We start from the raw sequence: 26,246 nt of genomic DNA on the forward strand, positions 1-26,246 counted from the left end.
GTAGAAAAGAGATTACGATTTCTATTATAGATAGTCAGTCTAACGTCATAATGACAATTAGCAAGCGGTTGCGGATTTTCTTGAAAATTGAATGGTTTTCTGTTAAAATTCATATATGAAAGTTTTATTCGATGTGCAGAATCTTTTGAAAAAATTTGGTATTTATGTTTATATTGGTAAACGTCTTTATGATATCGAAGTTATGAAGATTGAATTGCAACGTCTCTACGATAATGGTCTGATAAGTAGAGATGATTATTTAAAAGCAGAACTGATTTTAAGAAGAGAGCACAGACTAGAATTGGAGAAGGAAAATAAAAAATGAGTAAGAAATTATTGGGAATTGACCTCGGAGGAACGACCATTAAATTTGGTATCTTGACGCTTGAGGGAGAAGTACAAGAAAAATGGGCAATTGAGACCAATACTTTAGAAAACGGAAGACATATCGTTTCTGATATCGTTGAATCTCTCAAACATCGTTTGAGCCTCTATGGATTAACAAAAGATGACTTTCTCGGTATCGGTATGGGTTCTCCAGGAGCTGTTGATAGAACTAGTAAAACAGTAACAGGTGCTTTTAATCTAAATTGGGCTGATACTCAAGAAGTAGGTTCAGTTATTGAAAAAGAAGTTGGAATTCCATTTTTTATTGATAACGATGCTAATGTTGCAGCACTTGGTGAACGCTGGGTAGGTGCTGGTGCCAATAATCCCGACGTTGTTTTCGTAACCCTCGGAACAGGAGTAGGTGGAGGTGTTATCGCAGATGGTAACCTCATCCATGGTGTTGCAGGAGCAGGTGGAGAAATTGGGCATATGATTGTTGATCCAGAAAATGGATTTACGTGCACATGTGGTAACAAAGGCTGCCTTGAGACAGTTGCATCAGCGACAGGTGTTGTTAGAGTAGCACGTCAACTCGCAGAACAATATGAGGGTTCGTCTGCCATTAAAGCAGCGATTGACAACGGTGATACTGTTACAAGTAAAGATATTTTTATAGCAGCAGAAGATGGGGATAAATTTGCTAATTCTGTTGTTGAACGTGTATCACGTTACCTTGGACTGGCAGCAGCTAATATTTCAAATATTTTAAACCCTGATTCTGTGGTTATTGGTGGCGGTGTCTCAGCAGCAGGTGAATTTTTACGTAGTCGCGTTGAGAAATACTTTGTCACATTTGCTTTCCCACAAGTTAAAAAGTCAACTAAAATTAAGATTGCTGAACTAGGTAATGATGCTGGTATTATTGGTGCAGCAAGCTTAGCCAATCAACAAGCAAGTTAAGGAGATAAGGTATGGATATGTCTGTTATTTTAATTATTGTTATTCTTCTGGCTTTTGTTGCTTGGGCATCTTGGAATTATTGGAGGGTTCGTAGGGCAGCTAAATTTTTAGATAACGAGTCTTTTCAAAAAGAAATGTCACGAGGACAGTTAATTGATATCCGAGAAGCTGGTGCTTTTCATAGAAAGCATATTCTCGGAGCACGTAACATTCCAGCAAGTCAATTTAAAGTTGCCTTATCGGCTTTGCGCAAAGATAAACCTGTCCTCTTATATGACGCAAGCCGTGGTCAATCTATTCCAAGGATTGTTTTGTTACTCAGAAAAGAAGGTTTTAATCAACTTTACGTGTTAAAGGACGGTTTCAATTACTGGACGGGTAGAGTTAAGTAATATACTAAGGAGAGAGTTACTATTAATAACTCTCTTCACTTTTTGTAGAAATGAATTAAATTGAAAAAAGTAGAAAATAAATGGCATAAATAATGAAATGATGAAAAGTTTTCTTATCACAAATAGGCAGTTAATATGAAAACATTTACACTTGTGTAAATTCTGTTTTTTAAGAAAAATTGTGTTATAATTCATAAGTTAACAGAATTACATTATAAAATAGAGGAAAACATGACAAATTTAAGAACAGATATCCGTAACGTTGCGATCATTGCCCACGTTGACCACGGTAAAACAACTCTCGTTGATGAATTATTAAAACAATCACATACTCTTGATGAGCGTAAAGAGCTTGAAGAACGTGCAATGGATTCAAATGATATCGAAAAAGAACGTGGTATCACCATTCTTGCAAAAAATACAGCCGTAGCATACAACGATGTTCGTATCAATATTATGGACACACCTGGTCACGCGGACTTTGGTGGTGAAGTTGAGCGTATTATGAAAATGGTTGATGGTGTTGTTTTAGTCGTTGATGCCTACGAAGGAACAATGCCACAAACACGTTTTGTTTTGAAGAAAGCTCTTGAACAAAACTTAATTCCAATCGTTGTTGTAAATAAAATTGATAAGCCGTCAGCTCGTCCATCAGAGGTTGTTGATGAAGTTCTTGAACTATTTATTGAGCTCGGTGCTGATGATGATCAACTAGATTTCCCTGTTGTTTATGCTTCAGCTATCAATGGAACATCTTCAATGTCAGATGATCCTTCAGATCAAGAAAAAACAATGGCACCGATTTTTGATACTATCATTGATCACATTCCAGCCCCAGTTGACAACTCGGAAGAACCACTTCAATTCCAAGTTTCTCTTCTTGATTACAATGATTTTGTAGGACGTATTGGTATTGGACGTGTTTTCCGCGGGACTGTCAAAGTTGGAGATCAAGTTACTCTTTCAAAACTTGATGGTACAACTAAAAACTTCCGCGTAACAAAACTTTTTGGTTTCTTTGGACTTGAACGTAAAGAAATCCAAGAGGCTAAAGCGGGTGATTTAATCGCTGTTTCTGGTATGGAAGATATCTTCGTTGGTGAGACAGTAACTCCGACAGATGCTATTGAACCACTACCAGTTTTACGTATTGACGAGCCAACACTTCAAATGACTTTCTTGGTGAATAATTCACCATTTGCAGGTCGCGAAGGTAAATGGATTACGTCACGTAAGGTTGAAGAACGTCTTTTAGCAGAATTACAAACAGACGTTTCTTTACGTGTTGACCCAACAGATTCGCCAGATAAATGGACGGTTTCAGGGCGTGGAGAATTACATTTATCTATCCTTATTGAAACAATGCGTCGTGAGGGATATGAACTTCAAGTATCACGTCCAGAAGTTATCATCAAAGAAATTGATGGTGTTCAATGCGAGCCGTTTGAGCGTGTTCAAATTGATACTCCAGAAGAATATCAGGGTGCTATTATCCAAAGTTTGTCAGAGCGTAAAGGTGATATGCTTGATATGCAGATGGTTGGTAATGGTCAAACGCGTTTGATTTTCTTGATTCCTGCACGTGGTTTGATTGGTTATTCAACAGAGTTTCTTTCAATGACACGTGGATATGGTATCATGAATCATACTTTTGACCAGTATCTACCGGTTGTTCAAGGAGAAATTGGTGGTCGTCATCGTGGTGCCTTGGTTTCTATTGAAAATGGTAAAGCAACTACATATTCAATTATGCGTATTGAAGAACGTGGGACTATCTTTGTAAATCCAGGTACAGAAGTTTATGAAGGAATGATTGTTGGTGAGAATTCTCGTGATAATGACCTCGGAGTCAATATTACAACTGCTAAACAAATGACAAATGTCCGTTCAGCAACTAAAGATCAAACTGCAGTCATCAAGACGCCTCGTATCCTTACTTTAGAAGAGTCACTTGAATTTTTAGCAGATGATGAGTACATGGAAGTAACTCCTGAGTCTATTCGTCTTCGTAAACAAATTTTAAATAAAGCAGCACGTGACAAAGCTAATAAAAAGAAAAAATCAGCTGAATAATATCCAAAGTATTTCTTATTTATGATTAATAAGAAAGGAGTTCTATGTTTTACTTAATTGTTGCCCTTTTGATTGCCTTGTATTACTTTTTTATGGCACCAAAAACAGTACGTAATACTTTGAACGCTATTGGTTTAGTAGGTTTGGTAGCCTTATTACTTGTCTTGGCAGTTATGAGTTTTATTAAAATCCTTCAATTGCCAGGTGAATTGTATATTGGGCTTATAATGATTCCTCTAGGATATACAGCATTTAAAGAAACATTGAATTTGTCAGAAAAGAAGAAATAGCTTATGAACTTAGGATTTTGTCTCCTAAGTTCTTTTGTTTTGAGAAATTAGAGACATATCCTTTACCTTGAAAAAGCCACTGATTAAAGGTAAAATAATAGGGATAATAATGATAGAATGGGACGAGTAATGAAAACAATAACAACATTTGAAAATAAAAAAGTTTTAGTCCTTGGTTTAGCACGATCTGGAGAAGCTGCTGCACGTTTGTTAGCTAAGTTAGGAGCAATAGTGACAGTTAATGATGGCAAACCATTTGATGAAAATCCAACAGCACAGTCTTTGTTGGAAGAGGGTATTAAAGTGGTTTGTGGTAGTCATCCTTTAGAATTGTTAGATGAGGATTTTTGTTACATGATTAAAAATCCAGGAATACCTTATAACAATCCTATGGTCAAAAAAGCATTAGAAAAACAAATCCCTGTTTTGACTGAAGTGGAATTAGCATACTTAGTTTCAGAATCTCAGCTAATAGGTATTACAGGCTCTAACGGGAAAACGACAACGACAACGATGATTGCAGAAGTCTTAAATGCTGGAGGTCAGAGAGGTTTGTTAGCTGGGAATATCGGCTTTCCTGCTAGTGAAGTTGTTCAGGCTGCGAATGATAAAGATACTCTAGTTATGGAATTATCAAGTTTTCAGCTAATGGGAGTTAAGGAATTTCGTCCTCATATTGCAGTAATTACTAATTTAATGCCAACTCATTTAGATTATCATGGGTCTTTTGAAGATTATGTTGCTGCAAAATGGAATATCCAAAATCAAATGTCTTCATCTGATTTTTTGGTACTTAATTTTAATCAAGGTATTTCTAAAGAGTTAGCTAAAACTACTAAAGCAACAATCGTTCCTTTCTCTACTACGGAAAAAGTTGATGGTGCTTACGTACAAGACAAGCAACTTTTCTATAAAGGGGAGAATATTATGTCAGTAGATGACATTGGTGTCCCAGGAAGCCATAACGTAGAGAATGCTCTAGCAACTATTGCGGTTGCTAAACTGGCTGGTATCAGTAATCAAGTTATTAGAGAAACTTTAAGCAATTTTGGAGGTGTTAAACACCGCTTGCAATCACTCGGTAAGGTTCATGGTATTAGTTTCTATAACGACAGCAAGTCAACTAATATATTGGCAACTCAAAAAGCATTATCTGGCTTTGATAATACTAAAGTTATCCTAATTGCAGGAGGTCTTGATCGCGGTAATGAGTTTGATGAATTGATACCAGATATCACTGGACTTAAACATATGGTTGTTTTAGGGGAATCGGCATCTCGAGTAAAACGTGCTGCACAAAAAGCAGGAGTAACTTATAGCGATGCTTTAGATGTTAGAGATGCGGTACATAAAGCTTATGAGGTGGCACAACAGGGCGATGTTATCTTGCTAAGTCCTGCAAATGCATCATGGGACATGTATAAGAATTTCGAAGTCCGTGGTGATGAATTCATTGATACTTTCGAAAGTCTTAGAGGAGAGTAACTATGGGGAAAAAAATTGTTTTTACAGGTGGTGGTACGGTAGGTCATGTAACACTAAACCTAATATTAATCCCCAAATTTATCAAAGATGGTTGGGAAGTACATTATATTGGTGATAAAAATGGCATAGAACATGAACAAATTAATCAGTCTGGACTTGATATCACATTCCACTCTATAGCTACTGGGAAACTACGTCGCTATTTTTCATGGCAAAATATGTTAGATGTCTTTAAAGTAGGGGTTGGCGTTCTTCAATCGATTGCTATTATTGCTAAACTTAGACCCCAAGCCTTATTTTCAAAAGGGGGATTTGTTTCAGTACCTCCTGTAGTAGCTGCACGCCTATTAAAAGTTCCTGTTTTTGTTCATGAATCAGATTTATCAATGGGGTTAGCAAATAAGATTGCTTATAAATTTGCGACTATTATGTATACGACTTTTGAACAATCTAAAGATTTAATCAAAACTAAGCATATTGGTGCTGTAACAAAAGTCATGGATTGTAAAAAGTCGTTTGAAAATACTGACTTAACTAGTATAAAAGAAGCCTTCGATCCAAACCTAAAGACCTTACTATTTATTGGAGGATCAGCAGGTGCAAAAGTATTCAATGATTTTATTACTCAAACACCTGAGCTGGAAGAAAAATATAATGTTATCAATATTTCAGGCGATTCTTCTCTCAATCGATTGAAGAAGAACCTTTATCGCGTGGATTATGTTACAGACCTTTATCAGCCTTTAATGAATTTAGCAGATGTGGTTGTTACACGAGGTGGCTCTAATACTATTTTTGAATTAGTAGCTATGAAAAAACTTCATCTTATTATCCCTCTTGGACGTGAAGCGAGCCGAGGTGACCAATTAGAGAATGCTGCTTATTTTGAAGAAAAGGGCTACGCATTGCAGTTACCAGAATCTGAATTAAACATAAATACACTTGAGAAACAGATAAATTTATTAATTTCTAACAGTGAGAGTTACGAAAAAAACATGTCACAATCATCTGAAATAAAATCTCAAGATGAATTTTATCAATTATTAATTGATGATATGGCAAAAGTAACAAAAGGATAAAACATGCCTAAGAAGAAATCAGATACCCCAGAAAAAGAAGAAGTTGTCTTAACGGAATGGCAAAAGCGTAACCTTGAATTTTTAAAAAAACGCAAAGAAGATGAAGAAGAACAAAAACGTATTAACGAAAAATTACGCTTAGATAAAAGAAGTAAATTAAATATTTCTTCTCCTGAAGAACCTCAAAATACTACTAAAATTAAGAAGCTTCATTTTCCAAAGATTTCAAGACCTAAGATTGAAAAGAAACAGAAAAAAGAAAAAATAGTCAACAGCTTAGCCAAAACTAATCGCATTAGAACTGCACCTATATTTGTAGTAGCATTCCTAGTCATTTTAGTTTCCGTTTTCCTACTAACTCCTTTTAGTAAGCAAAAAACAATAACAGTTAGTGGAAATCAGCATACACCTGATGATATTTTGATAGAGAAAACGAATATTCAAAAAAACGATTATTTCTTTTCTTTAATTTTTAAACATAAAGCTATTGAACAACGTTTAGCTGCAGAAGATGTATGGGTAAAAACAGCTCAGATGACTTATCAATTTCCCAATAAGTTTCATATTCAAGTTCAAGAAAATAAGATTATTGCATATGCACATACAAAGCAAGGATATCAACCTGTCTTGGAAACTGGAAAAAAGGCTGATCCTGTAAATAGTTCAGAGCTACCAAAGCACTTCTTAACAATTAACCTTGATAAGGAAGATAGTATTAAGCTATTAATTAAAGATTTAAAGGCTTTAGACCCTGATTTAATAAGTGAGATTCAGGTGATAAGTTTAGCTGATTCTAAAACGACACCTGACCTCCTGCTGTTAGATATGCACGATGGAAATAGTATTAGAATACCATTATCTAAATTTAAAGAAAGACTTCCTTTTTACAAACAAATTAAGAAGAACCTTAAGGAACCTTCTATTGTTGATATGGAAGTGGGAGTTTACACAACAACAAATACCATTGAATCAACCCCTGTTAAAGCAGAAGATACAAAAAATAAATCAACTGATAAAACACAAACACAAAATGGTCAGGTTGCGGAAAATAGTCAAGGACAAACAAATAACTCAAATACTAATCAACAAGGACAACAGATAGCAACAGAGCAGGCACCTAACCCTCAAAATGTTAATTAGCAATAAAAAAGACTGGATTTATCAGTCTTTTTTATATATATCAAGTCAGTCATAGATTGCTAGTAAAAATTGATTTCTTGAAAAAAATTTAAGTTTGTTATAAGTTCCGAATGGTTTAAATAAGTTAGAAATATTTCAATTTGATGTTGCTTAATAAAAAAACGTAATTTGGTAACAATTCTGCTTTTTTTATGGTATAATATTTTCTGAATAATTCTGTTTTTGGCAGATGTAGAATAGAAAAGAATGGAAAGATAGCGAGGTCGAGTGAATGGCTAGAAATGGCTTTTTTACTGGTTTGGATATAGGAACAAGCTCGATTAAAGTTTTAGTTGCAGAATTTATTGCAAATGAAATGAATGTAATTGGGGTTAGCAACGTCCCTAGTTCCGGTGTAAAAGATGGTATAATTATTGATATTGAGGCAGCAGCAACTGCAATCAAAGAGGCGGTAAAACAAGCTGAGGAGAAAGCAGGCATCACCATTGACAAAATCAATGTTGGATTACCAGCAAATCTTCTCCAAATTGAACCAACTCAAGGAATGATTCCTGTTCCTAATGAATCAAAAGAAATTAAGGATGAAGATGTCGAAAGTGTTGTTAAATCAGCATTGACTAAAAGCATTACTCCTGAAAGAGAAGTTATTTCATTGATTCCGCTTGAATTCATTGTAGATGGTTTCCAAGGGATTAGAGACCCTAGAGGGATGATGGGGATTCGCCTTGAGATGCGTGGTCTTATCTATACTGGACCAACAACTATCCTTCATAATCTTCGTAAAACTGTTGAACGAGCAGGTATAAAAGTAGAGCATGTTGTGATCGCCCCTCTAGCCTTAGCAAAATCAGTTCTAAACGAAGGTGAACGTGAGTTTGGTGCAACTGTGATTGATATGGGAGGCGGACAAACAACAGTCGCTTCTATGCGTAATCAAGAATTGCAATATACTAATATTTATTCTGAAGGTAGCGATTATGTTACCAAAGATATTTCTAAAGTGCTACGTACAACAGTAGAAATCGCCGAAGCATTGAAATTCAACTTTGGACAAGCTAATGTTGAAGAAGCAAGTACTTCTGATACAGTTCAAGTTAATGTTGTTGGTAACGAGGAACCTGTTGAAATTACAGAAAGCTATCTTTCGCAAATTATTTCAGGACGTATTCGTCAAATTTTAGAACATGTCAAACAAGACTTGGGTAGAGGTCGTTTACTTGATTTACCTGGTGGTATTATTCTTGTTGGAGGTGGTGCAATTATGCCAGGAGTTGTCGAGGTTGCTCAACAAATTTTTGGAACTAGAGTTAAATTGCACGTTCCAAACCAAGTAGGTATTCGCAATCCAATGTTTGCTAATGTTATTAGTATCGTTGATTATGTAGGAATGATGTCAGAAGTTGACATTATCGCACAACATGCTGTAACTGGCGACGAAATGCTAAGACATAAACCAGTCGACTTTGATTATAAAGAAAAAACAAATACAATGTCGACAATGCCTTATTCTGAGCCGTTAACCTCTTCTATGGAAGATTCTAATTTAGAACCAATCCGAGCAAGAGAAAACGCTCAAGAGCCTACTGAGCCTAAAGCTAATATTGGTGAGCGCATCAGAGGAATTTTTGGAAGTATGTTTGACTAAAACAATAAGTGAGGAATAAAAATGGTATTTTCATTTGATACAGCATCAGTACAAGGTGCAGTTATTAAAGTTATTGGTGTTGGAGGCGGTGGCGGTAACGCTATTAACCGCATGATTGACGAAGGTGTCGCTGGCGTTGAGTTTATTGCAGCAAATACTGATATTCAAGCCTTAAGTAGCTCAAAAGCTGAAACTGTCATTCAACTTGGTCCAAAATTAACTCGCGGACTTGGTGCAGGAGGACAACCTGAAGTTGGTCGTAAAGCAGCTGAAGAAAGTGAAGAAGTTTTAACAGAAGCACTTACTGGCGCTGATATGGTATTTATCACAGCAGGTATGGGGGGCGGATCTGGTACAGGTGCGGCTCCAGTTATTGCACGTATTGCAAAGAGTTTAGGAGCACTTACAGTAGCGGTCATCACACGTCCTTTTGGCTTTGAGGGTAATAAACGTTCTAACTTCGCTATCGAAGGTATTCAAGAATTAAGAGAACAAGTTGATACACTGCTTATCATTTCAAATAATAATCTTCTTGAAATTGTAGATAAGAAGACACCATTGCTTGAAGCTCTTAGTGAAGCAGATAATGTTTTACGTCAAGGTGTTCAAGGTATTACGGATTTGATTACTAACCCAGGTTTAATTAACCTTGACTTTGCAGATGTTAAAACAGTTATGGCAAATAAAGGTAATGCACTGATGGGAATTGGTATCGGTTCTGGTGAGGAACGTATTACTGAAGCTGCTCGAAAAGCAATTTATTCACCACTTCTTGAAACAACGATTGATGGAGCAGAAGACGTTATTGTCAATGTTACCGGCGGTATGGATATGACACTTACTGAAGCAGAGGAAGCATCAGAGATTGTTAGCCAAGCAGCAGGTAAAGGTGTCAATATTTGGTTAGGTACTTCAATTGACATGGATATGAAAGACGAAATCCGCGTAACAGTTGTTGCAACAGGTGTACGTAAAGATAAAACTAATCAAGTATCTGGTTTTACAACATCAGCTCCAACTAATCAAGCACCTTCAGAACGTCAAAGTACTTCAAATTCAAACTTTGATCGTCGTGGCAACTTTGATATGACAGAGTCTCGCGAAATGCCAACTCAACAAAATCAGCCTCATGCACAAAATCAGCAACAAAGTTCTGCTTTTGGTAATTGGGACCTTCGTCGTGATAATATTTCACGTCCGACAGAAGGTGAACTTGATAGCAAGTTGTCTATGTCAACGTTTTCAGAAAATGATGATATGGATGATGAACTTGAAACACCTCCATTCTTTAAAAACCGTTAATTAAAATGATGAATTTACAAGAAAATAAAACAGCGATTTTTGACAATGTTAGTAAATTAGCACTAAAAGCAGGTCGCGCTCATGAATCAGTTCATATCGTAGCTGTAACAAAATATGTTAACTGTCAAACAACAGAAGCGCTTATTAGAACAGGTGTTAATCATATCGGTGAAAATCGTGTTGATAAATTTCTTGAAAAATATCAAGCATTAAAAGATGAAAAGCTTACATGGCATCTCATTGGTAGTTTACAACGTCGAAAAGTTAAAGATGTCATTAATTATGTTGATTATTTTCATGCTTTAGATTCTGTTAAGTTAGCAGCTGAGATTCAAAAACGTGCTCAAAAACCAATTAAATGTTTTCTACAAGTTAATATATCACGAGAAGACAGTAAGCATGGTTTTACTATTGAGCAAATAGATGATGCACTGAACTTAATTTCTCGGTACGATAAAATTGAACTTATCGGCATCATGACTATGGCTCCCTTAAAAGCAACTAAAGAGGAAATATCATCAATTTTTGAAGAGACTGAGAGTCTTAGGAAAAGGCTTCAAGCTAGGAACATAGAACGAATGCCGTTTACAGAATTAAGCATGGGCATGAGTAGAGATTATGATATTGCTATTCAAAATGGATCAACATTTGTAAGGATAGGAACTTCATTCTTTAAATAATGGAGGGGAATATGGCATTAAAAGATAGATTTGACAAAATTATTTCTTATTTTGACACTGACGATGTAAGTGAAAATGAAGTACACGAAGTACAAGAGAGAACTTCAGTGCAAAGAGATTCCAGAGCAGCTACAGCACAGGAAGCTTCTCAGCGTAGTCATATGACTAACTCCGCAGAGGAAGAGATGATTGGTAGTCGTCCGAGAACTTCTACCTATGATCCTAATCGTCAGGAGAGACAAAGGGTACAGAGAGACAATGCTTATCAGCAAGCTACTCCTAGGGTTCAAAATAAAGACTCAGTTCGACAACAGAGAGAACAAGTAACAATTGCTCTGAAGTATCCCCGTAAGTATGAGGATGCACAAGAAATTGTTGATTTACTTATCGTTAATGAATGTGTCTTGATTGATTTTCAATATATGCTTGATGCGCAAGCACGACGTTGCTTGGATTATATTGATGGTGCAAGTAGAGTATTATATGGTTCATTACAAAAGGTTGGGAGTTCAATGTTTCTATTAACACCAGCCAATGTTATGGTTGATATTGAGGAGATGAATATTCCAAAGACTGGTCAAGAGACGAGTTTTGATTTTGATATGAAGAGACGATAAATATGATATTAGTACTATTAATATTATTAAAAACAATTAGGGTCTATTCTTATATCTTACTAGCCTATGCCTTGTTATCTTGGTTTCCAGGAGCATACGATTCATGGATTGGTAGACTAGTGGTACAGATTGTTGATCCGATTATTCGCCCACTCAGAAGATTTAATCTACAATTTTTAGGTCTAGATTTTACAGTAATAGTAGCATTCTTTTTACTAAATATGTTGAGTAGATTTTTAATCTTGCTTTTTACATAAGATGACGTTAGATGATATTTATCAGCATTTTCGACCAGAAGAGTATGCGTTTATCCATAAAATAGACCATTTAGCTCAATATGTCGAAAACACCTATTCGTTTATTACCACTGAATTTCTAAATCCTAGGGAATTTAAAATACTCGAAAGTGTTCTAGAGAGGCGAGGTAGTCATTATTACACTTCTGGTCAGTATTTTCAAACAGAATATGTTAAAGTAATAATAGCACCGGAATACTATCAGTTAGATATGGTTGATTTTAACCTTAGCCTAATTGAAATAAAGTATAATGCTAAATTTAATCACCTTACCCATGCTAAAATTATGGGAACTTTACTGAATTACTTAGGTGTAAAACGATCAATTTTAGGGGATATCCTAGTTGAAGAAGGCTGTGCTCAGGTTTTGGTCGATAGTCAAATGACAAATCACCTTGTTCATTCAGTTACAAAAATTGGAACTGCTAGTGTACAATTAGCTGAAGTTCCCTTGTCCAAACTTCTAACTCCCAAACAAGATATTCAAAAACTAACTGTTATTGCTTCCAGTTTACGTCTTGATAAAATTTTAGCAACGATTTTAAAGATTTCACGAACACAGTCGACGAAATTGATTGAGGCAGATAAAGTCAAGGTCAATTATGCAACCGTCAATCGAGTTTCTGAACAATTAGTAGAGGGGGATTTGATTAGTGTTAGAGGATATGGTCGATTTACGTTGAACCATAACCTAGGGTTAACTAAAAATCAAAAATATAAGTTAGAAGTAGACAAAATGATACATAACTAAGGAGAAAACATGCCACTTACAGCACTTGAAATTAAAGATAAAACATTTTCATCAAAATTTCGCGGTTATAGCGAAGAAGAAGTTAATGAATTTTTAGAGATTGTTGTTGACGATTACGAGGACTTGATTAGACGTAATCGTGAGCAAGAGCAATACATTAAAGATTTAGAAGAGAAAATCGCTTACTTCAACGAAATGAAGGAATCGTTAAGTCAATCAGTTATTTTAGCTCAAGAAACTGCTGAGCGTGTGAAAATTTCAGCACAGGATGAAGCATCTAACCTAATGGGGAAAGCTACATTTGATGCTCAACATTTAATTGATGAGGCTAAATTAAAAGCAAATCAAATCCTTCGAGATGCGACAGATGATGCTAAGCGTGTTGCTATAGAAACAGAAGATTTGAAACGTCAATCACGTGTTTTCCACCAACGTTTGCTTTCTGAGTTAGAAGGGCAGCTAAAATTAGCTAACTCATCTGCTTGGGAAGAATTGTTGAAACCAACAGCTATTTATCTTCAAAATTCTGATGCTTCTTTCAAAGAAGTTGTTGAAAAAGTTCTTGATGAAGATGATGCTTTACCAGTGGTGGATGACACTGAGTCATTTGATGCTACTCGTCAATTCTCACCAGATGAAATGGAAGAATTACAGCGTCGTGTTGAAGAAAGTAACAAACAACTTGAAGAGTCAGGTTTATTAGATACTAATAATTTCCAAATGGAAGAACCGATCAATTTAGGTGAAACTCAAACTTTTAAATTAAATATTGAAGATTAAGAAAAACAAGGTTTTAATATTATATTATCAGCGAGTAGGAGATGGTGAGAGCCCTACAATCCCTAATATTGAAATTATCATTTTCAATCATTCTACCTGAACTATTATTTAAGTAAGGTAGAAGGCTTAACCCACCTTACGGGTTGTTGAGGGAGTAAGAAATAGCTATTTTCTGCTCTGAATTAAGGTGGTACCACGAGCTTTCGTCCTTTATGTGATGAAAGCTTTTTTATTTAGCAATTTAAAAAATTGTGATAACTATTACTATAAGATAAGGAGTTAGTATGAAATTAAAAGAAACCTTGAATTTAGGACAAACAGCTTTTCCAATGCGTGCAGGGCTTCCAAATAAGGAACCTCAATGGCAAGAAGCATGGGATCAAGCTGACATTTATAAAAAACGTCAAGCATTGAATGAAGGAAAACCAGCCTTTCACCTTCATGACGGACCTCCCTATGCTAATGGGAATATTCATGTAGGACATGCACTAAATAAAATTTCGAAAGACATTATTGTACGTTCAAAATCAATGTCAGGTTTTCGAGCTCCTTATGTGCCTGGTTGGGATACTCATGGACTCCCAATTGAGCAAGTATTAGCTAAAAAAGGGGTTAAACGTAAAGAAATGGACTTGGCTGAATACCTTGAAATGTGTCGTGATTATGCTCTCAGCCAAGTTGACAAACAACGTGATGATTTTAAACGTCTGGGCGTTTCTGCCGATTGGGAAAATCCTTATATTACACTAACACCAGATTATGAAGCAGATCAAGTACGTGTTTTCGGTGCTATGGCAGATAAAGGATATATCTATCGTGGTGCTAAACCAGTGTATTGGTCATGGTCATCAGAGTCTGCCCTTGCTGAGGCTGAAATCGAATATCATGATATTGATTCGACATCACTCTACTATGCCAATAAAGTTAAAGATGGTAAGGGAATTCTTGATACAGATACCTATATCGTCGTTTGGACGACAACACCATTTACTGTAACAGCTTCACGCGGTTTAACAGTAGGACCAGATATGGAGTATGTTGTAGTTGTACCAGTAGGTAGTGAGCGTAAATACCTTCTTGCAGAGGTTCTTGTAGATAGTCTCGCTGCTAAGTTTGGCTGGGAAAACTTTGAAATTGTGACTCATCACACTGGTAAAGAACTTAATCACATTGTTACAGAACATCCATGGGATACAGAAGTAGAAGAGTTGGTTATCCTTGGAGACCATGTTACAACAGATTCTGGTACAGGTATTGTCCACACGGCTCCTGGTTTTGGTGAAGATGACTATAACGTTGGTATTGCTAATGGACTTGATGTTGTAGTTACCGTAGATAGTCGTGGTTTGATGATGGAAAATGCTGGTCCTGATTTTGAAGGTCAATTCTATGACAAAGTAACACCACTTGTAAAAGAAAAATTGGGAGATCTTCTTTTAGCCAGCGAAGTTATCAACCACTCATATCCATTTGACTGGCGTACGAAAAAGCCAATCATTTGGCGTGCGGTTCCACAATGGTTTGCCTCTGTTTCGAAATTCCGTCAAGAAATCCTCGATGAAATTGAAAAGACAAATTTCCAACCTGAGTGGGGTAAAAAACGTCTTTATAACATGATCCGTGACCGTGGCGACTGGGTAATCTCACGTCAACGTGCTTGGGGTGTTCCACTTCCAATTTTTTATGCAGAAGATGGTACAGCTATCATGACAAAAGAAGTGACTGATCACGTTGCAGATTTATTTGCTGAATACGGCTCAATCGTTTGGTGGCAACGTGATGCTAAGGACCTTCTACCAGCAGGTTATACTCATCCAGGTTCACCTAATGGTCTCTTTGAGAAAGAAACAGACATCATGGATGTTTGGTTTGATTCTGGTTCATCATGGAATGGGGTAATGAATGCTCGTGAAAACCTTTCCTATCCAGCAGATCTTTATCTTGAAGGTTCTGATCAATACCGTGGTTGGTTCAACTCATCACTAATTACATCAGTTGCTGTTAATGGTCACGCTCCATACAAAGCAGTCTTATCTCAAGGTTTTGTACTTGATGGTAAAGGTGAGAAAATGTCTAAATCTCTAGGAAATACAATTCTTCCTAGTGATGTTGAAAAACAATTTGGTGCGGAAATCTTGCGTCTGTGGGTAACTTCTGTTGACTCAAGTAATGATGTTCGTATTTCAATGGATATCTTAAAACAAACATCAGAAACTTATCGTAAGATCAGGAATACATTGCGTTTCTTGATTGCAAATACTTCCGATTTTAATCCTAAACAAGATGCAGTAGCCTATGAAAATTTAGGTGCCGTTGATCGTTATATGACTATTAAATTTAATCAAGTTGTGGATACAATCAACAAAGCTTATGCTGCTTATGATTTTATGGCAATTTATAAAGCTGTCGTTAACTTCGTAACAGTTGATCTATCAGCATTTTACCTTGATTTTGCAAAAGATGTGGTTTACATCGAAGCGGCTAACAGTCCAGAACGACGTCGTATGCAAACTGTTTTCTATGATATTTTAGTTAAACTTACAAAACTTTTGACTCCGATTCTACCACATACTGCTGAAGAAATTTGGTCATACCTCGAACATGAGGAGGAGGAGTTTGTTCAATTAGCAGAAATGCCTGTTGCACAGACATTCTCTGGTCAAGAAGAAATTCTTGAAGAGTGGTCAGCATTCATGACGTTACGAACACAAGCTCAAAAAGCTCTCGAAGAAGCACGTAACGCTAAAGTTATTGGTAAATCTCTAGAAGCACATTTAACAATTTATGCTAGTCAAGAAGTGAAAACGTTATTAACAGCGTTAAATAGCGATATTGCACTCTTGATGATTGTCTCACAATTAACAATTGCTGATGAAGCAGACAAACCAGCTGACTCAGTATCATTTGAAGGTGTTGCATTTACTGTTGAACACGCTGAAGGTGAAGTCTGCGAACGCTCACGCCGTATTGATCCAACCACAAAGATGCGTTCGTATGGTGTAGCTGTTTGTGATGCTAGTGCAGCAATTATTGAGCAATATTATCCTGAAGCAGTAGCTCAAGGTTTTGAAGCTTAATAAAAATTATTTAACGCTATATTTTGACAAATATCTTACCAGTTTTAATGGAAGAAATTGGTAAGACATTTGTTTAGTAGTCATCAAAAAAGAAGCCTTGATTAGGCTTCTTTTAATTATGCTGTTGTTGGATATGAAATTTCAATTAACTTGGCAGTATGGAGTGATTTCATCTGCTCTTGAATAATAATAGATTGATCTATTTTACGCTTTAAGAAGAACTCACGAATAGCTTCTAATTCTTCATCTTTGATAGCACGATATTTGTTTGAAATTAATAATTCATAATGTTTAGGTGCTTTTGTAAAAACGACATCGGTGTTGCCAGCTGAATAGACTTCCACTAATTTTGCATCTGTATTTTGGAGTTGATTTCGAACTAGTTCAGGATGACTACTGGTTGTATTAATTAGTCTCATAACTATTTTCCCCCTGATTCTTATTAGGTTTATTATAACACTATTTAGGAAGAAAGGTATGAATTATTTCCTAGAATGGTGATTTTTTTCCCAAGCTTGGACACCCCATCTATGGCTTCCTCGTTTTAGCTTTTCTTTAGCTTCTTGGATAGGAAACCAGGCTAGATGGTTGAAATCTTCTAGTGGCGCTTGATCCTTATGATAGGCAGTAACTTCATAAATATAGGCGGGATTATAGTAGTAAGTATCACGGTGTCTAGAGTAAAAATATTCATCAGCTTGACCATAGTAATGGCCAATTGTTGCGGAATAACCTAATTCTTCAATTAACTCACGAGTTAAAGCTTCTAGGTGATTTTCATTTTCTTCAATTTCCCCACCTGGAAGAAACCAAGCACCATTAGGTGCCTGTACTAAAATAATTTTATCATGAGTTGGATTTGGAATAATAGCATAGACACCAAATCGTGACCTATAGTTTACATTATCTATTTTTTCACCGAAAGTAGGATTAGTCATAGTTCTCTCTCCTGATTGTGTTTTATGATTTTAAAAGCTTTAATTATTTTTTATTTATTATACTAAAATTTTTGGAATATTTCCTTAATAATTGTATTAAAATTTAAAGACGAGGTAGGAGAGAAACAGCTTTATAGAGGCTATTATTTTTTGAGAAGAGTGTGAAAAAAGGTTGAGTTTCTTACTCAACCTTTTGTACTTTCTTCAGTTTTTTTAGAAGATTTTATTATGATATTTCCATTGCTAGTCATAATAGCACGAAGTTCTTTTTCGCTTGGATTCTCAAGATAGTAATCTGTGATAGCATCTTCAATATGTTCTTGAATGGTACGACGTAATGGACGTGCTCCCATTTTGGGATCGTAACCTAAATCAACCAATTTTTCTTTCACTTTATCAGTGACATCTAGATGAATACCATTGATGGCGAGACGTGCATTAACGTCAGATAACATAATATCAACGATATTGAGGAGATTCTCTTTATCTAAAGCCTTGAATTCAATAATACCGTCAAAGCGGTTCATAAATTCAGGGCTGAAGAAGTTACCTAGTTGACCTAGTACGGAATTCGTTCTACCTTCTCGTGAGGCACCAAAGCCAACGCTTGCTTCAGTTTTACCAGAACCAGCATTTGAGGTCATGATGATAATGGTATCTTTAAAACTAACAGTTCTTCCTTGTCCATCTGTTAATCGACCGTCATCAAGGACCTGCAAGAACATATGCATGACATCAGGATGAGCTTTTTCAATTTCATCTAGAAGGATGAGCGAGTAAGGATTTCGACGAACCTTTTCAGTTAATTGTCCAGCTTCCTCGTATCCCACGTATCCTGGAGGCGCTCCGACTAATTTAGCAACAGCATGCTTTTCCATGTACTCTGACATATCAAAACGAATCATACTATCAGCTGAACCAAAGAGCTCAATTGCTAGTTGTTTAGAAAGTTCAGTTTTACCAACGCCGGTTGGTCCTACAAATAAAAAGGAACCAATAGGACGGTTTGGGCTACCAAGACCAACTCGATTACGACGAATAGCTTTTGCAATCTTAACGACAGCGTCATCCTGGCCGATCACATGTTGTTTCAAGTCATCTGCGAGATTAATTAATTGAGATTGTTCTTTTTCTTTTAAATCACCAACAGGGATATTCGTTTTTTCTTCAATGATGTGCTCAATTGTTTTTTCGGTAATAATAGGTGTATCTTGATCGTCGACCTTTTGTTGTTGCATTTCTTTATATTTTGCAATCTGGTCACGGAAGTAAGCTGCACGTTCGTAATCTTCTTCACGAGTCGCTTGCGCTTTTAAATTTTCTGCTTCAATGAGACGTTGATTAATTTCTTTTGGATCAACAAAATTTAGTGTTAGGTTCATTTTAGAACCAGCTTCATCTAATAAGTCTATTGCTTTATCAGGTAAAAAGCGGTCCTGGATATAACGATTAGATAGTACTGCAGCTGCTTCTATGGCATCATTATTATATTTTACATGATGATAATCTTCGTATTTTTTTTGGATACCTTTCAAAATAGTAATGGTTTCTTCAACAGAAGGCTCATCGACTTTTACAGGTTGCATACGGCGTTCTAAGGCAGCGTCCTTTTCGATAATACGATATTCATTGAGAGTAGTAGCACCTACTAGTTGTAATTCTCCACGTGCAAGGGCAGGTTTTAAAATATTACCTGCATCCATACTACCTTCGCCAGCTGTACCAGCTCCAACTATTTCGTGAATTTCATCTATGAATAGAATAACATCTTGACGTTGACGAATTTCTTCCATCAACTTTTGCATGCGTTCTTCAAATTGACCACGAATGCCCGTTCCTTGTACTAGACTCACAACATCCAAACGAATAACTTGTTTGCCTTGAAGTTTATGAGGCACATTACCATCAACAATTTTCTGAGCAAGTCCTTCAACAACGGCAGTTTTCCCAACGCCGGGTTCGCCAATAAGTACAGGATTATTTTTTGTACGACGATTAAGGATTTCGATAACACGAATAATTTCTGAGTCACGTCCAATAACAGGGTCAATATCACCATGGCGGGCTATTTCAGTGACATTGATACCAAATTCTTCTAGAATCCCTTTGGCTTGAGAAGGAGTTGCAGTTTGGTTGCGATTATTATTTCGTCCATTACCGTTTCCTCCACCTCGGTTTCCTCCTGATTGTGTAGGAGGAGTGTTTGGTAAATCTTGGCCATTAAAGGCTCTGAAATTATTTAAATCTCCAAAGAAATCATCAAAGAAAGGATTGATGCCACCAGGCGCATGTGAAACATGATTTAAACCTGAAAAAAGTGGATTATTAGGGTCAGTTTTAATAATTTGGTAGCAATTTTGACAAAGATCAACTTGCTTTTGTTTTCCATTAACATTTGTATACAAATGAATAGTTGATTCGTTTAGTTTGCAGTTTTGACAGAGCATAGGCTACCCCTTTCTTATGACATTTAACTATTGATGTGTATATAGTCAAATATAGTCAAACTTTATGCTTTTATTATAGCACCTAAAGCCTAGAAATCAAGAAAAAAGTTCTGTTTTTAGCACTGAATATATTAGAGTGCTAAATTGAAAAATAGATGACTACTGAGAAAAATCGTTATTTGCGGATTTTAGACGATAAAATCGTTAAAAAGTTAGTAAAAATGTTGCTTTTCATGTTGCTTTGGTCACTTTTGTGTTAAAATAGAAAAGACTAGAAAATATATAGGAGTAAGTAAGATGGAATCACATTTAGTGAGAATCATCAATCGCCTCGAATTAATGGCGACTGATGGTGGTAATTTAAAACGTAATTTTGAACGTGAAGGTGTTGTTGTAGCAGAAGTATCTTTTAGTAATGACCCTGAAAACGGTCCTGTTTTCACATTACGTGATGTAGAAGCGCGTGAATCATATTCATTTGACAGCATTGACCTTATCGCAATGGAAATTTACGATTTATTATACTGATAATTATAAAAGACCTTGAAGGTCTTTTTTTTATATCTAAATATACAGTAAAATAGAATAAAAACAAAAATATTTATTTAGACTTGTATTTTTATTCTTTGTGTGATAGACTATTGGCAATTACTTTTTTAGGAGATGTCAATGAATTTTTCATTTTTACCACAATATTGGTCCTATTTTAATTATGGTGTGATGGTAACCATTATGATTTCAACATGTGTTGTTTTTTTTGGAACTATTATAGGTGTGTTAATTGCTTTAGTAAAGCGTACTAATTTACATTTTCTCACAATATTAGCTAATTTCTATGTATGGGTATTTCGTGGGACACCGATGGTAGTTCAAATTATGATTGCTTTCGCATGGATGCATTTTAACAATTTACCAACGATTAGCTTTGGTGTTTTAGATTTAGATTTTACACGACTTTTACCTGGTATCATTATCATTTCCTTAAATAGTGGTGCCTATATTTCGGAAATTGTACGTGCAGGGATTGAGGCTGTACCATCTGGACAAATAGAAGCAGCTTACTCGTTGGGGATTCGACCTAAAAATACACTTCGCTATGTTATCTTACCCCAAGCTTTTAAAAATATTTTACCTGCTCTAGGGAATGAATTTATTACAATTATTAAAGATAGTGCTCTCCTTCAAACTATTGGTGTCATGGAATTATGGAACGGAGCACAATCAGTTGTAACGGCTACTTACTCACCAGTTGCACCGTTATTATTTGCAGCATTTTACTATTTAATGTTGACAACGATTCTCTCAGCTTTGTTAAAACAAATGGAGAAATATCTTGGGAAAGGGGTAAAAATAGATGGTTGAGCCAATTATTTCAATACAAGGACTTCATAAAAGTTTTGGGAAAAATGAGGTTTTAAAAGGCATTGACTTGGATATTCATCAAGGAGAAGTAGTGGTTATTATTGGCCCTTCTGGCTCTGGTAAGTCAACATTTTTAAGAACAATGAATCTCTTGGAAGTACCAACAAAGGGAACAGTGACTTTTGAAGGGATTGATATAACAGACAAAAAGAATGATATTTTTAAAATGCGCGAAAAAATGGGCATGGTTTTTCAACAGTTCAATCTATTTCCCAATATGACTGTACTAGAAAATATTACTTTATCACCTATTAAGACAAAGGGGCTTTCTAAGCTTGATGCTCAGACAAAAGCATATGAGCTACTTGAAAAAGTTGGACTCAAAGAGAAGGCTAATACTTATCCAGCTAGCTTATCTGGAGGACAACAACAACGAATTGCTATTGCAAGAGGTCTTGCAATGAATCCTGATGTCCTTCTTTTTGATGAACCTACTTCAGCTCTTGATCCTGAAATGGTAGGTGAAGTCTTGACTGTTATGCAAGATTTAGCTAAATCTGGTATGGCGATGGTTATTGTCACTCATGAAATGGGTTTTGCACGTGAAGTAGCGGATCGTGTCATTTTTATGGATGCAGGAATTATTGTTGAGCAAGGGGCCCCTAAGGAAGTATTTGAGCAGACAAAAGAAATCCGCACAAGAGATTTCTTAAGTAAAGTATTATAATTTCATTGTCTAAAACAACTTGTTTTAGACTTTTATTATTCCATTGTTATGAGTAAATTGTTACTGTATTGTTTGGAAGTTGGTAAGTCTATATATAATGTAGACTAAGAATGATAGGGTGATGAAAAAAATTTAGACGCTTTAAATATATTAAGTGTAGTTAATTTATAAAATAAGTTGACTTTATAAGGTTAATTTGATACTATTCAGTTAGCTCCTGAAGAACTAAAATCTCTTATCATGGAGCTGATTTTTACCATTTTGGTCTTAGAATAGGATGTCTCATATGAATTATAAAGAGATTTATCAAGAGTGGTTAGAAAACGACTCACTCGGTAAAGATATTAAGTCAGATTTAGAAGCTATTAAAGGCGATGAATCTGAAATTCAGGATCGTTTTTACAAAACATTAGAATTTGGAACGGCGGGATTGAGAGGTAAACTTGGAGCAGGAACCAATCGTATGAATACTTATATGGTGGGGAAAGCAGCACAAGCATTAGCTAATACGATTATTGATCATGGCCCTGAAGCTATTGCACGTGGAATTGCAGTTAGTTATGATGTCCGTTATCAATCTAAGGAATTTGCAGAATTAACTTGTTCCATTATGGCAGCAAATGGTATTAAGTCTTATATTTATAAAGGGATTCGCCCAACACCAATGTGCTCATATGCTATTCGTGCTCTAGGATGTGTTTCGGGTGTGATGATTACTGCTAGTCATAATCCTCAAGCTTATAATGGTTATAAGGCATATTGGAAAGAAGGATCTCAGATTTTAGATGATATTGCTGATCAAATTGCCAATCATATGGATGCTATAACCGATTATCAGCAAATTAAGCAAATACCCTTTGAAGAGGCTCTGGCAAGTGGTTCGGCAAGTTATATCGATGAGAGTATTGAAGAAGCATATAAAAAAGAAGTGCTTGGTTTAACTATTAATGATACTAATATTGATAAGTCAGTCCGGGTAGTTTATACTCCTTTAAATGGCGTAGGAAATTTACCTGTGCGCGAAGTTTTAAGACGCCGTGGTTTTGAAAATGTTTATGTGGTACCTGAGCAGGAAATGCCCGATCCTGATTTTACAACGGTTGGCTATCCAAACCCTGAAGTTCCTAAAGCATTTGCCTATTCAGAATCTCTAGGAAAGTCAGTTGATGCAGATATCTTACTTGCCACAGATCCAGATTGTGACCGAGTAGCATTGGAAGTCAAAGATAGTAAGGGAGAATATATTTTCTTAAATGGTAATAAGATAGGGGCACTTCTTTCCTATTATATTTTTTCACAACGATGTGCCTTAGGGAATTTGCCACATCATCCTGTATTGGTAAAATCCATTGTAACTGGTGATCTATCAAAAGTTATTGCAGATAAATATAATATTGAAACTGTTGAAACTTTAACAGGATTTAAAAATATTTGTGGAAAAGCTAATGAATATGATATCTCAAAGGATAAAACTTATCTCTTTGGCTATGAAGAAAGTATTGGTTTTTGCTATGGCACTTTTGTACGTGATAAAGATGCTGTGAGTGCTTCAATGATGGTAGTAGAAATGACTGCCTATTATAAAGAACGAGGGCAAACACTTTTAGACGTTTTGCAAACCATTTACGATAAATTTGGCTATTACAACGAGCGCCAATTTTCTCTTGAGTTAGAGGGTGCTGAGGGGCAAGAACGTATTAGTCGTATTATGGAGGATTTTAGACAGGACCCAATATTACAAGTAGGTGAGATGACATTGGAGAATTCTATTGATTTCAAGGATGGTTATAAGGATTTTCCAAAGCAAAATTGTTTAAAATATTATTTTAATGAGGGTTCATGGTATGCTTTAAGGCCGTCAGGGACGGAACCTAAGATAAAATGTTACCTTTATACGATTGGTTGTACAGAAGCAGATAGTTTATCGAAACTTAATGCAATTGAGTCGGCTTGTCGTGCTAAAATGAATAGTACTAAATAAGTCATATGTAAAAAGGCGATGAGGGATTCATTGCCTTTTCTATTGATTAAAATTGATACAAAATGAATAGCGATATAAAATAGCATAATCGCTATTTTTTGATATAATATAGAAAAAACGGATGAAGAAGGAGTATCAATGACTGAATTAATAGATGGTAAAGCCTTATCACAAAAAATGCAGGCTGAGTTAGGGCGAAAAGTTGAAAGGTTAAAGGAACAGCATGGTATCATACCTGGTTTAGCTGTAATCCTTGTTGGGGATAATCCAGCTAGCCAAGTGTACGTTCGAAATAAAGAACGCTCTGCATTAGAAGCTGGTTTTAAAAGTGAGACTCTACGATTATCTGAATCCATTTCTCAAGAAGAACTGATTGATATTATCCATCAATACAATGAAGATAAAAGTATCCATGGTATTTTAGTTCAACTTCCGTTACCACAACATATTAACGATAAAAAAATTATTTTAGCAATAGATCCTAAGAAAGATGTTGATGGTTTCCACCCAATGAATACGGGTCATCTTTGGTCAGGACGACCGATGATGGTACCTTGTACGCCAGCTGGTATTATGGAGATGTTTAGAGAGTACCATGTGGATTTAGAGGGAAAACATGCTGTTATCATCGGAAGGTCCAATATTGTTGGTAAGCCAATGGCACAACTTCTCCTTGATAAAAACGCAACAGTTACTTTGACACATTCAAGAACTCGAAACCTTTCTGAGGTAACAAAGGAGGCTGATATCCTTATTGTTGCGATTGGTCAGGGGCACTTTGTTACAAAAGACTTCGTTAAAGAAGGTGCTGTGGTGATTGATGTTGGTATGAATCGCGATGAAAATGGTAAATTGATTGGAGACGTTGTATTTGAACAAGTGGCAGAAGTTGCTAGTATGATAACACCTGTTCCTGGGGGCGTAGGACCTATGACGATTACAATGCTTTTGGAACAAACTTATCAAGCAGCTCTTAGAAGTGTGAGTCTATGATTGTTGGTGAACAAGAAGCGAGGGCGTTAATTAAGCCACGCCCTAAATCAAGCCATAAAGGTGATTATGGTAGTGTTCTTCTGATAGGAGGTTTTTATCCCTATGGAGGTGCTATTATAATGGCAGCTTTGGCCTGTGTCAAAACTGGTGCAGGATTAGTTACTGTAGCAACCCAAAGTTGCAATATCCCCTCTTTGCATAGTCAACTACCAGAGGTAATGGCGTTTGATAGTGATGATTACAAATGGTTGGAAAAATCAATTGTTCAAAGTGATGTTATTGTAATTGGTCCTGGATTAGGAGTATCAGAATCATCTCGAAAAATTTTGAACCAGACCATGGAGAAGATTCAATCACATCAAAGTGTCATCCTTGACGGATCAGCCTTGACTCTGTTATCAGAAGGTGCGTTTCCGCAAACAAAGGCTAAAAATTTAGTGTTGACACCTCATCAAAAAGAATGGGAGCGATTGTCAGGTATCGCTGTATCGCAACAGACAAAAGAAAATACCCAAACCGCTCTTAAATCTTTTCCCAAAGGGACGATTTTAGTCGCTAAGAGTTCGCATACGCGTATTTTTCAAGATTTAGACGAAAAAGAAATTATAGTAGGAGGTCCTTACCAGGCGACTGGAGGGATGGGGGATACTTTGTGTGGTATGATTGCAGGTATGTTAGCGCAATTTAAAGAAGCCTCTCCTCTAGATAAGGTATCAGTGGGAGTTTATCTACATTCGGCAATTGCTCAAGGATTATCTAAAGAAGCCTATGTTGTTCTACCGACAACGATTAGTGATGAGATTCCAAAAGAAATGGCTAGACTATCTAAATAAAAAATAAGTAGAGAGGTGTTAGCATGACACTTCTTTTGCTTTATCGAGCTATTTGTAGAGCAAATAGG

At 36.0% G+C, this 26,246-nt stretch carries 25 protein-coding genes and 1 pseudogene; 23 read left to right on the forward strand and 3 right to left on the reverse strand.

All coding sequences use genetic code 11. The annotated features are described in order from the left end of the window. Positions 1-115: 115 nt before the first annotated feature. From QOR44_RS02605 to ileS, 17 genes and pseudogenes are all read left to right on the forward strand, one after another. Positions 116-325, forward strand: a complete 210-nt coding sequence (locus QOR44_RS02605) for a YqgQ family protein (RefSeq protein ID WP_000865866.1) — start codon at positions 116-118, stop codon at positions 323-325. Further along, the gene (locus QOR44_RS02610; protein ID WP_000038547.1) at positions 322-1,290 is read left to right on the forward strand and encodes an ROK family glucokinase; all 969 of its coding nucleotides are present in this window, start codon (positions 322-324) and stop codon (positions 1,288-1,290) included. Before QOR44_RS02605 ends, QOR44_RS02610 begins: the two co-directional genes overlap by 4 nt. 11 nt (positions 1,291-1,301) lie before the next feature. Further along, positions 1,302-1,682, forward strand: coding sequence for a rhodanese-like domain-containing protein (locus QOR44_RS02615; protein ID WP_000367664.1), 381 nt, complete (start codon positions 1,302-1,304; stop codon positions 1,680-1,682). Between the two features lie 231 nt (positions 1,683-1,913). After that, positions 1,914-3,755, forward strand: coding sequence for a translational GTPase TypA (gene typA / locus QOR44_RS02620; RefSeq protein ID WP_000183433.1), 1,842 nt, complete (start codon positions 1,914-1,916; stop codon positions 3,753-3,755). A 44-nt stretch (positions 3,756-3,799) separates the two neighbouring features. Then, positions 3,800-4,045: a DUF3165 family protein gene (locus QOR44_RS02625; RefSeq protein WP_000499533.1), complete on the forward strand. Its 246-nt coding sequence runs from the start codon at positions 3,800-3,802 to the stop codon at positions 4,043-4,045. Positions 4,046-4,174: 129 nt separating this feature from the next. After that, the gene (gene murD, locus QOR44_RS02630) at positions 4,175-5,530 is read left to right on the forward strand and encodes a UDP-N-acetylmuramoyl-L-alanine--D-glutamate ligase (protein ID WP_000849681.1); all 1,356 of its coding nucleotides are present in this window, start codon (positions 4,175-4,177) and stop codon (positions 5,528-5,530) included. Positions 5,531-5,532: 2 nt separating this feature from the next. Beyond that, complete coding sequence (locus QOR44_RS02635) at positions 5,533-6,609, forward strand: UDP-N-acetylglucosamine--N-acetylmuramyl-(pentapeptide) pyrophosphoryl-undecaprenol N-acetylglucosamine transferase (RefSeq protein WP_000516700.1); 1,077 nt, start codon at positions 5,533-5,535, stop codon at positions 6,607-6,609. Positions 6,610-6,612: 3 nt separating this feature from the next. Then, complete coding sequence (locus QOR44_RS02640) at positions 6,613-7,749, forward strand: cell division protein FtsQ/DivIB (RefSeq protein ID WP_001124859.1); 1,137 nt, start codon at positions 6,613-6,615, stop codon at positions 7,747-7,749. 271 nt (positions 7,750-8,020) lie between these two features. After that, positions 8,021-9,214 (forward strand): annotated as a pseudogene (gene ftsA / locus QOR44_RS02645) (cell division protein FtsA); the annotation flags it as partial. Continuing rightward, entirely contained in the window at positions 9,188-9,394 is a 207-nt protein-coding gene (locus QOR44_RS10295; protein ID WP_370443801.1) for a cell division protein FtsA C-terminal domain-containing protein, read from the forward strand. The pseudogene ftsA and the gene QOR44_RS10295, both read left to right, overlap by 27 nt. Before the next feature lie 21 nt (positions 9,395-9,415). Continuing rightward, positions 9,416-10,696, forward strand: coding sequence for a cell division protein FtsZ (gene ftsZ / locus QOR44_RS02650; RefSeq protein WP_000232007.1), 1,281 nt, complete (start codon positions 9,416-9,418; stop codon positions 10,694-10,696). A gap of 5 nt (positions 10,697-10,701) precedes the next feature. Then, positions 10,702-11,376, forward strand: a complete 675-nt coding sequence (locus tag QOR44_RS02655) for a YggS family pyridoxal phosphate-dependent enzyme (protein ID WP_000981485.1) — start codon at positions 10,702-10,704, stop codon at positions 11,374-11,376. Positions 11,377-11,387: 11 nt separating this feature from the next. Beyond that, on the forward strand, positions 11,388-11,993 hold the full coding sequence (locus QOR44_RS02660) for a cell division protein SepF (protein WP_001185359.1): 606 nt from the start codon (positions 11,388-11,390) through the stop codon (positions 11,991-11,993). A 2-nt stretch (positions 11,994-11,995) separates the two neighbouring features. After that, positions 11,996-12,250, forward strand: coding sequence for a YggT family protein (locus QOR44_RS02665; protein WP_000604717.1), 255 nt, complete (start codon positions 11,996-11,998; stop codon positions 12,248-12,250). Position 12,251: 1 nt separating this feature from the next. Continuing rightward, the gene (locus QOR44_RS02670) at positions 12,252-13,040 is read left to right on the forward strand and encodes a YlmH family RNA-binding protein (protein ID WP_000171108.1); all 789 of its coding nucleotides are present in this window, start codon (positions 12,252-12,254) and stop codon (positions 13,038-13,040) included. Between the two features lie 9 nt (positions 13,041-13,049). Beyond that, positions 13,050-13,820 (forward strand): DivIVA domain-containing protein, encoded by a 771-nt coding sequence (locus QOR44_RS02675; protein ID WP_001131467.1) that lies wholly within the window; start codon positions 13,050-13,052, stop codon positions 13,818-13,820. A 284-nt stretch (positions 13,821-14,104) separates the two neighbouring features. Next, positions 14,105-16,897 carry an isoleucine--tRNA ligase gene (gene ileS, locus QOR44_RS02680; RefSeq protein ID WP_000768163.1) on the forward strand — a complete coding sequence of 931 codons (2,793 nt, stop codon included), beginning with the start codon at positions 14,105-14,107 and terminating at the stop codon, positions 16,895-16,897. A 116-nt stretch (positions 16,898-17,013) separates the two neighbouring features. Here ileS and QOR44_RS02685 read toward each other — a convergent pair whose 3' ends face one another. From QOR44_RS02685 to QOR44_RS02695, 3 genes are all read right to left on the reverse strand, one after another. After that, positions 17,014-17,316: a DUF1827 family protein gene (locus QOR44_RS02685; RefSeq protein ID WP_001237035.1), complete on the reverse strand. Its 303-nt coding sequence runs from the start codon at positions 17,314-17,316 to the stop codon at positions 17,014-17,016. 63 nt (positions 17,317-17,379) lie between these two features. Next, positions 17,380-17,835 carry an NUDIX hydrolase gene (locus QOR44_RS02690; protein ID WP_000184292.1) on the reverse strand — a complete coding sequence of 152 codons (456 nt, stop codon included), beginning with the start codon at positions 17,833-17,835 and terminating at the stop codon, positions 17,380-17,382. 185 nt (positions 17,836-18,020) lie between these two features. Further along, entirely contained in the window at positions 18,021-20,282 is a 2,262-nt protein-coding gene (locus QOR44_RS02695) for an ATP-dependent Clp protease ATP-binding subunit (RefSeq protein ID WP_141444603.1), read from the reverse strand. A gap of 297 nt (positions 20,283-20,579) precedes the next feature. Here QOR44_RS02695 and QOR44_RS02700 point away from each other — a divergent pair, with 297 nt between their 5' ends. The 6 genes from QOR44_RS02700 to QOR44_RS02725 all read left to right on the forward strand — a co-directional run bounded on the left by QOR44_RS02700 (position 20,580) and on the right by QOR44_RS02725 (position 26,178). Then, positions 20,580-20,810, forward strand: a complete 231-nt coding sequence (locus tag QOR44_RS02700; RefSeq protein WP_000443582.1) for a DUF1797 family protein — start codon at positions 20,580-20,582, stop codon at positions 20,808-20,810. Positions 20,811-20,951: 141 nt separating this feature from the next. After that, the gene (locus tag QOR44_RS02705; RefSeq protein WP_001011647.1) at positions 20,952-21,644 is read left to right on the forward strand and encodes an amino acid ABC transporter permease; all 693 of its coding nucleotides are present in this window, start codon (positions 20,952-20,954) and stop codon (positions 21,642-21,644) included. After that, positions 21,637-22,371 (forward strand): amino acid ABC transporter ATP-binding protein, encoded by a 735-nt coding sequence (locus QOR44_RS02710; protein WP_000230130.1) that lies wholly within the window; start codon positions 21,637-21,639, stop codon positions 22,369-22,371. Before QOR44_RS02705 ends, QOR44_RS02710 begins: the two co-directional genes overlap by 8 nt. Before the next feature lie 286 nt (positions 22,372-22,657). Beyond that, the gene (locus tag QOR44_RS02715; RefSeq protein ID WP_001106845.1) at positions 22,658-24,352 is read left to right on the forward strand and encodes a phospho-sugar mutase; all 1,695 of its coding nucleotides are present in this window, start codon (positions 22,658-22,660) and stop codon (positions 24,350-24,352) included. A 138-nt stretch (positions 24,353-24,490) separates the two neighbouring features. After that, positions 24,491-25,345 carry a bifunctional methylenetetrahydrofolate dehydrogenase/methenyltetrahydrofolate cyclohydrolase gene (locus QOR44_RS02720; protein WP_000137498.1) on the forward strand — a complete coding sequence of 285 codons (855 nt, stop codon included), beginning with the start codon at positions 24,491-24,493 and terminating at the stop codon, positions 25,343-25,345. Next, positions 25,342-26,178, forward strand: coding sequence for an NAD(P)H-hydrate dehydratase (locus tag QOR44_RS02725; protein WP_000634981.1), 837 nt, complete (start codon positions 25,342-25,344; stop codon positions 26,176-26,178). The genes QOR44_RS02720 and QOR44_RS02725 overlap by 4 nt, the downstream gene beginning before the upstream one ends. Positions 26,179-26,246: the final 68 nt, after the last annotated feature.

The sequence above is a fragment of the Streptococcus agalactiae genome (assembly GCF_949788565.1).
Lineage (GTDB): Bacteria > Bacillota > Bacilli > Lactobacillales > Streptococcaceae > Streptococcus > Streptococcus agalactiae.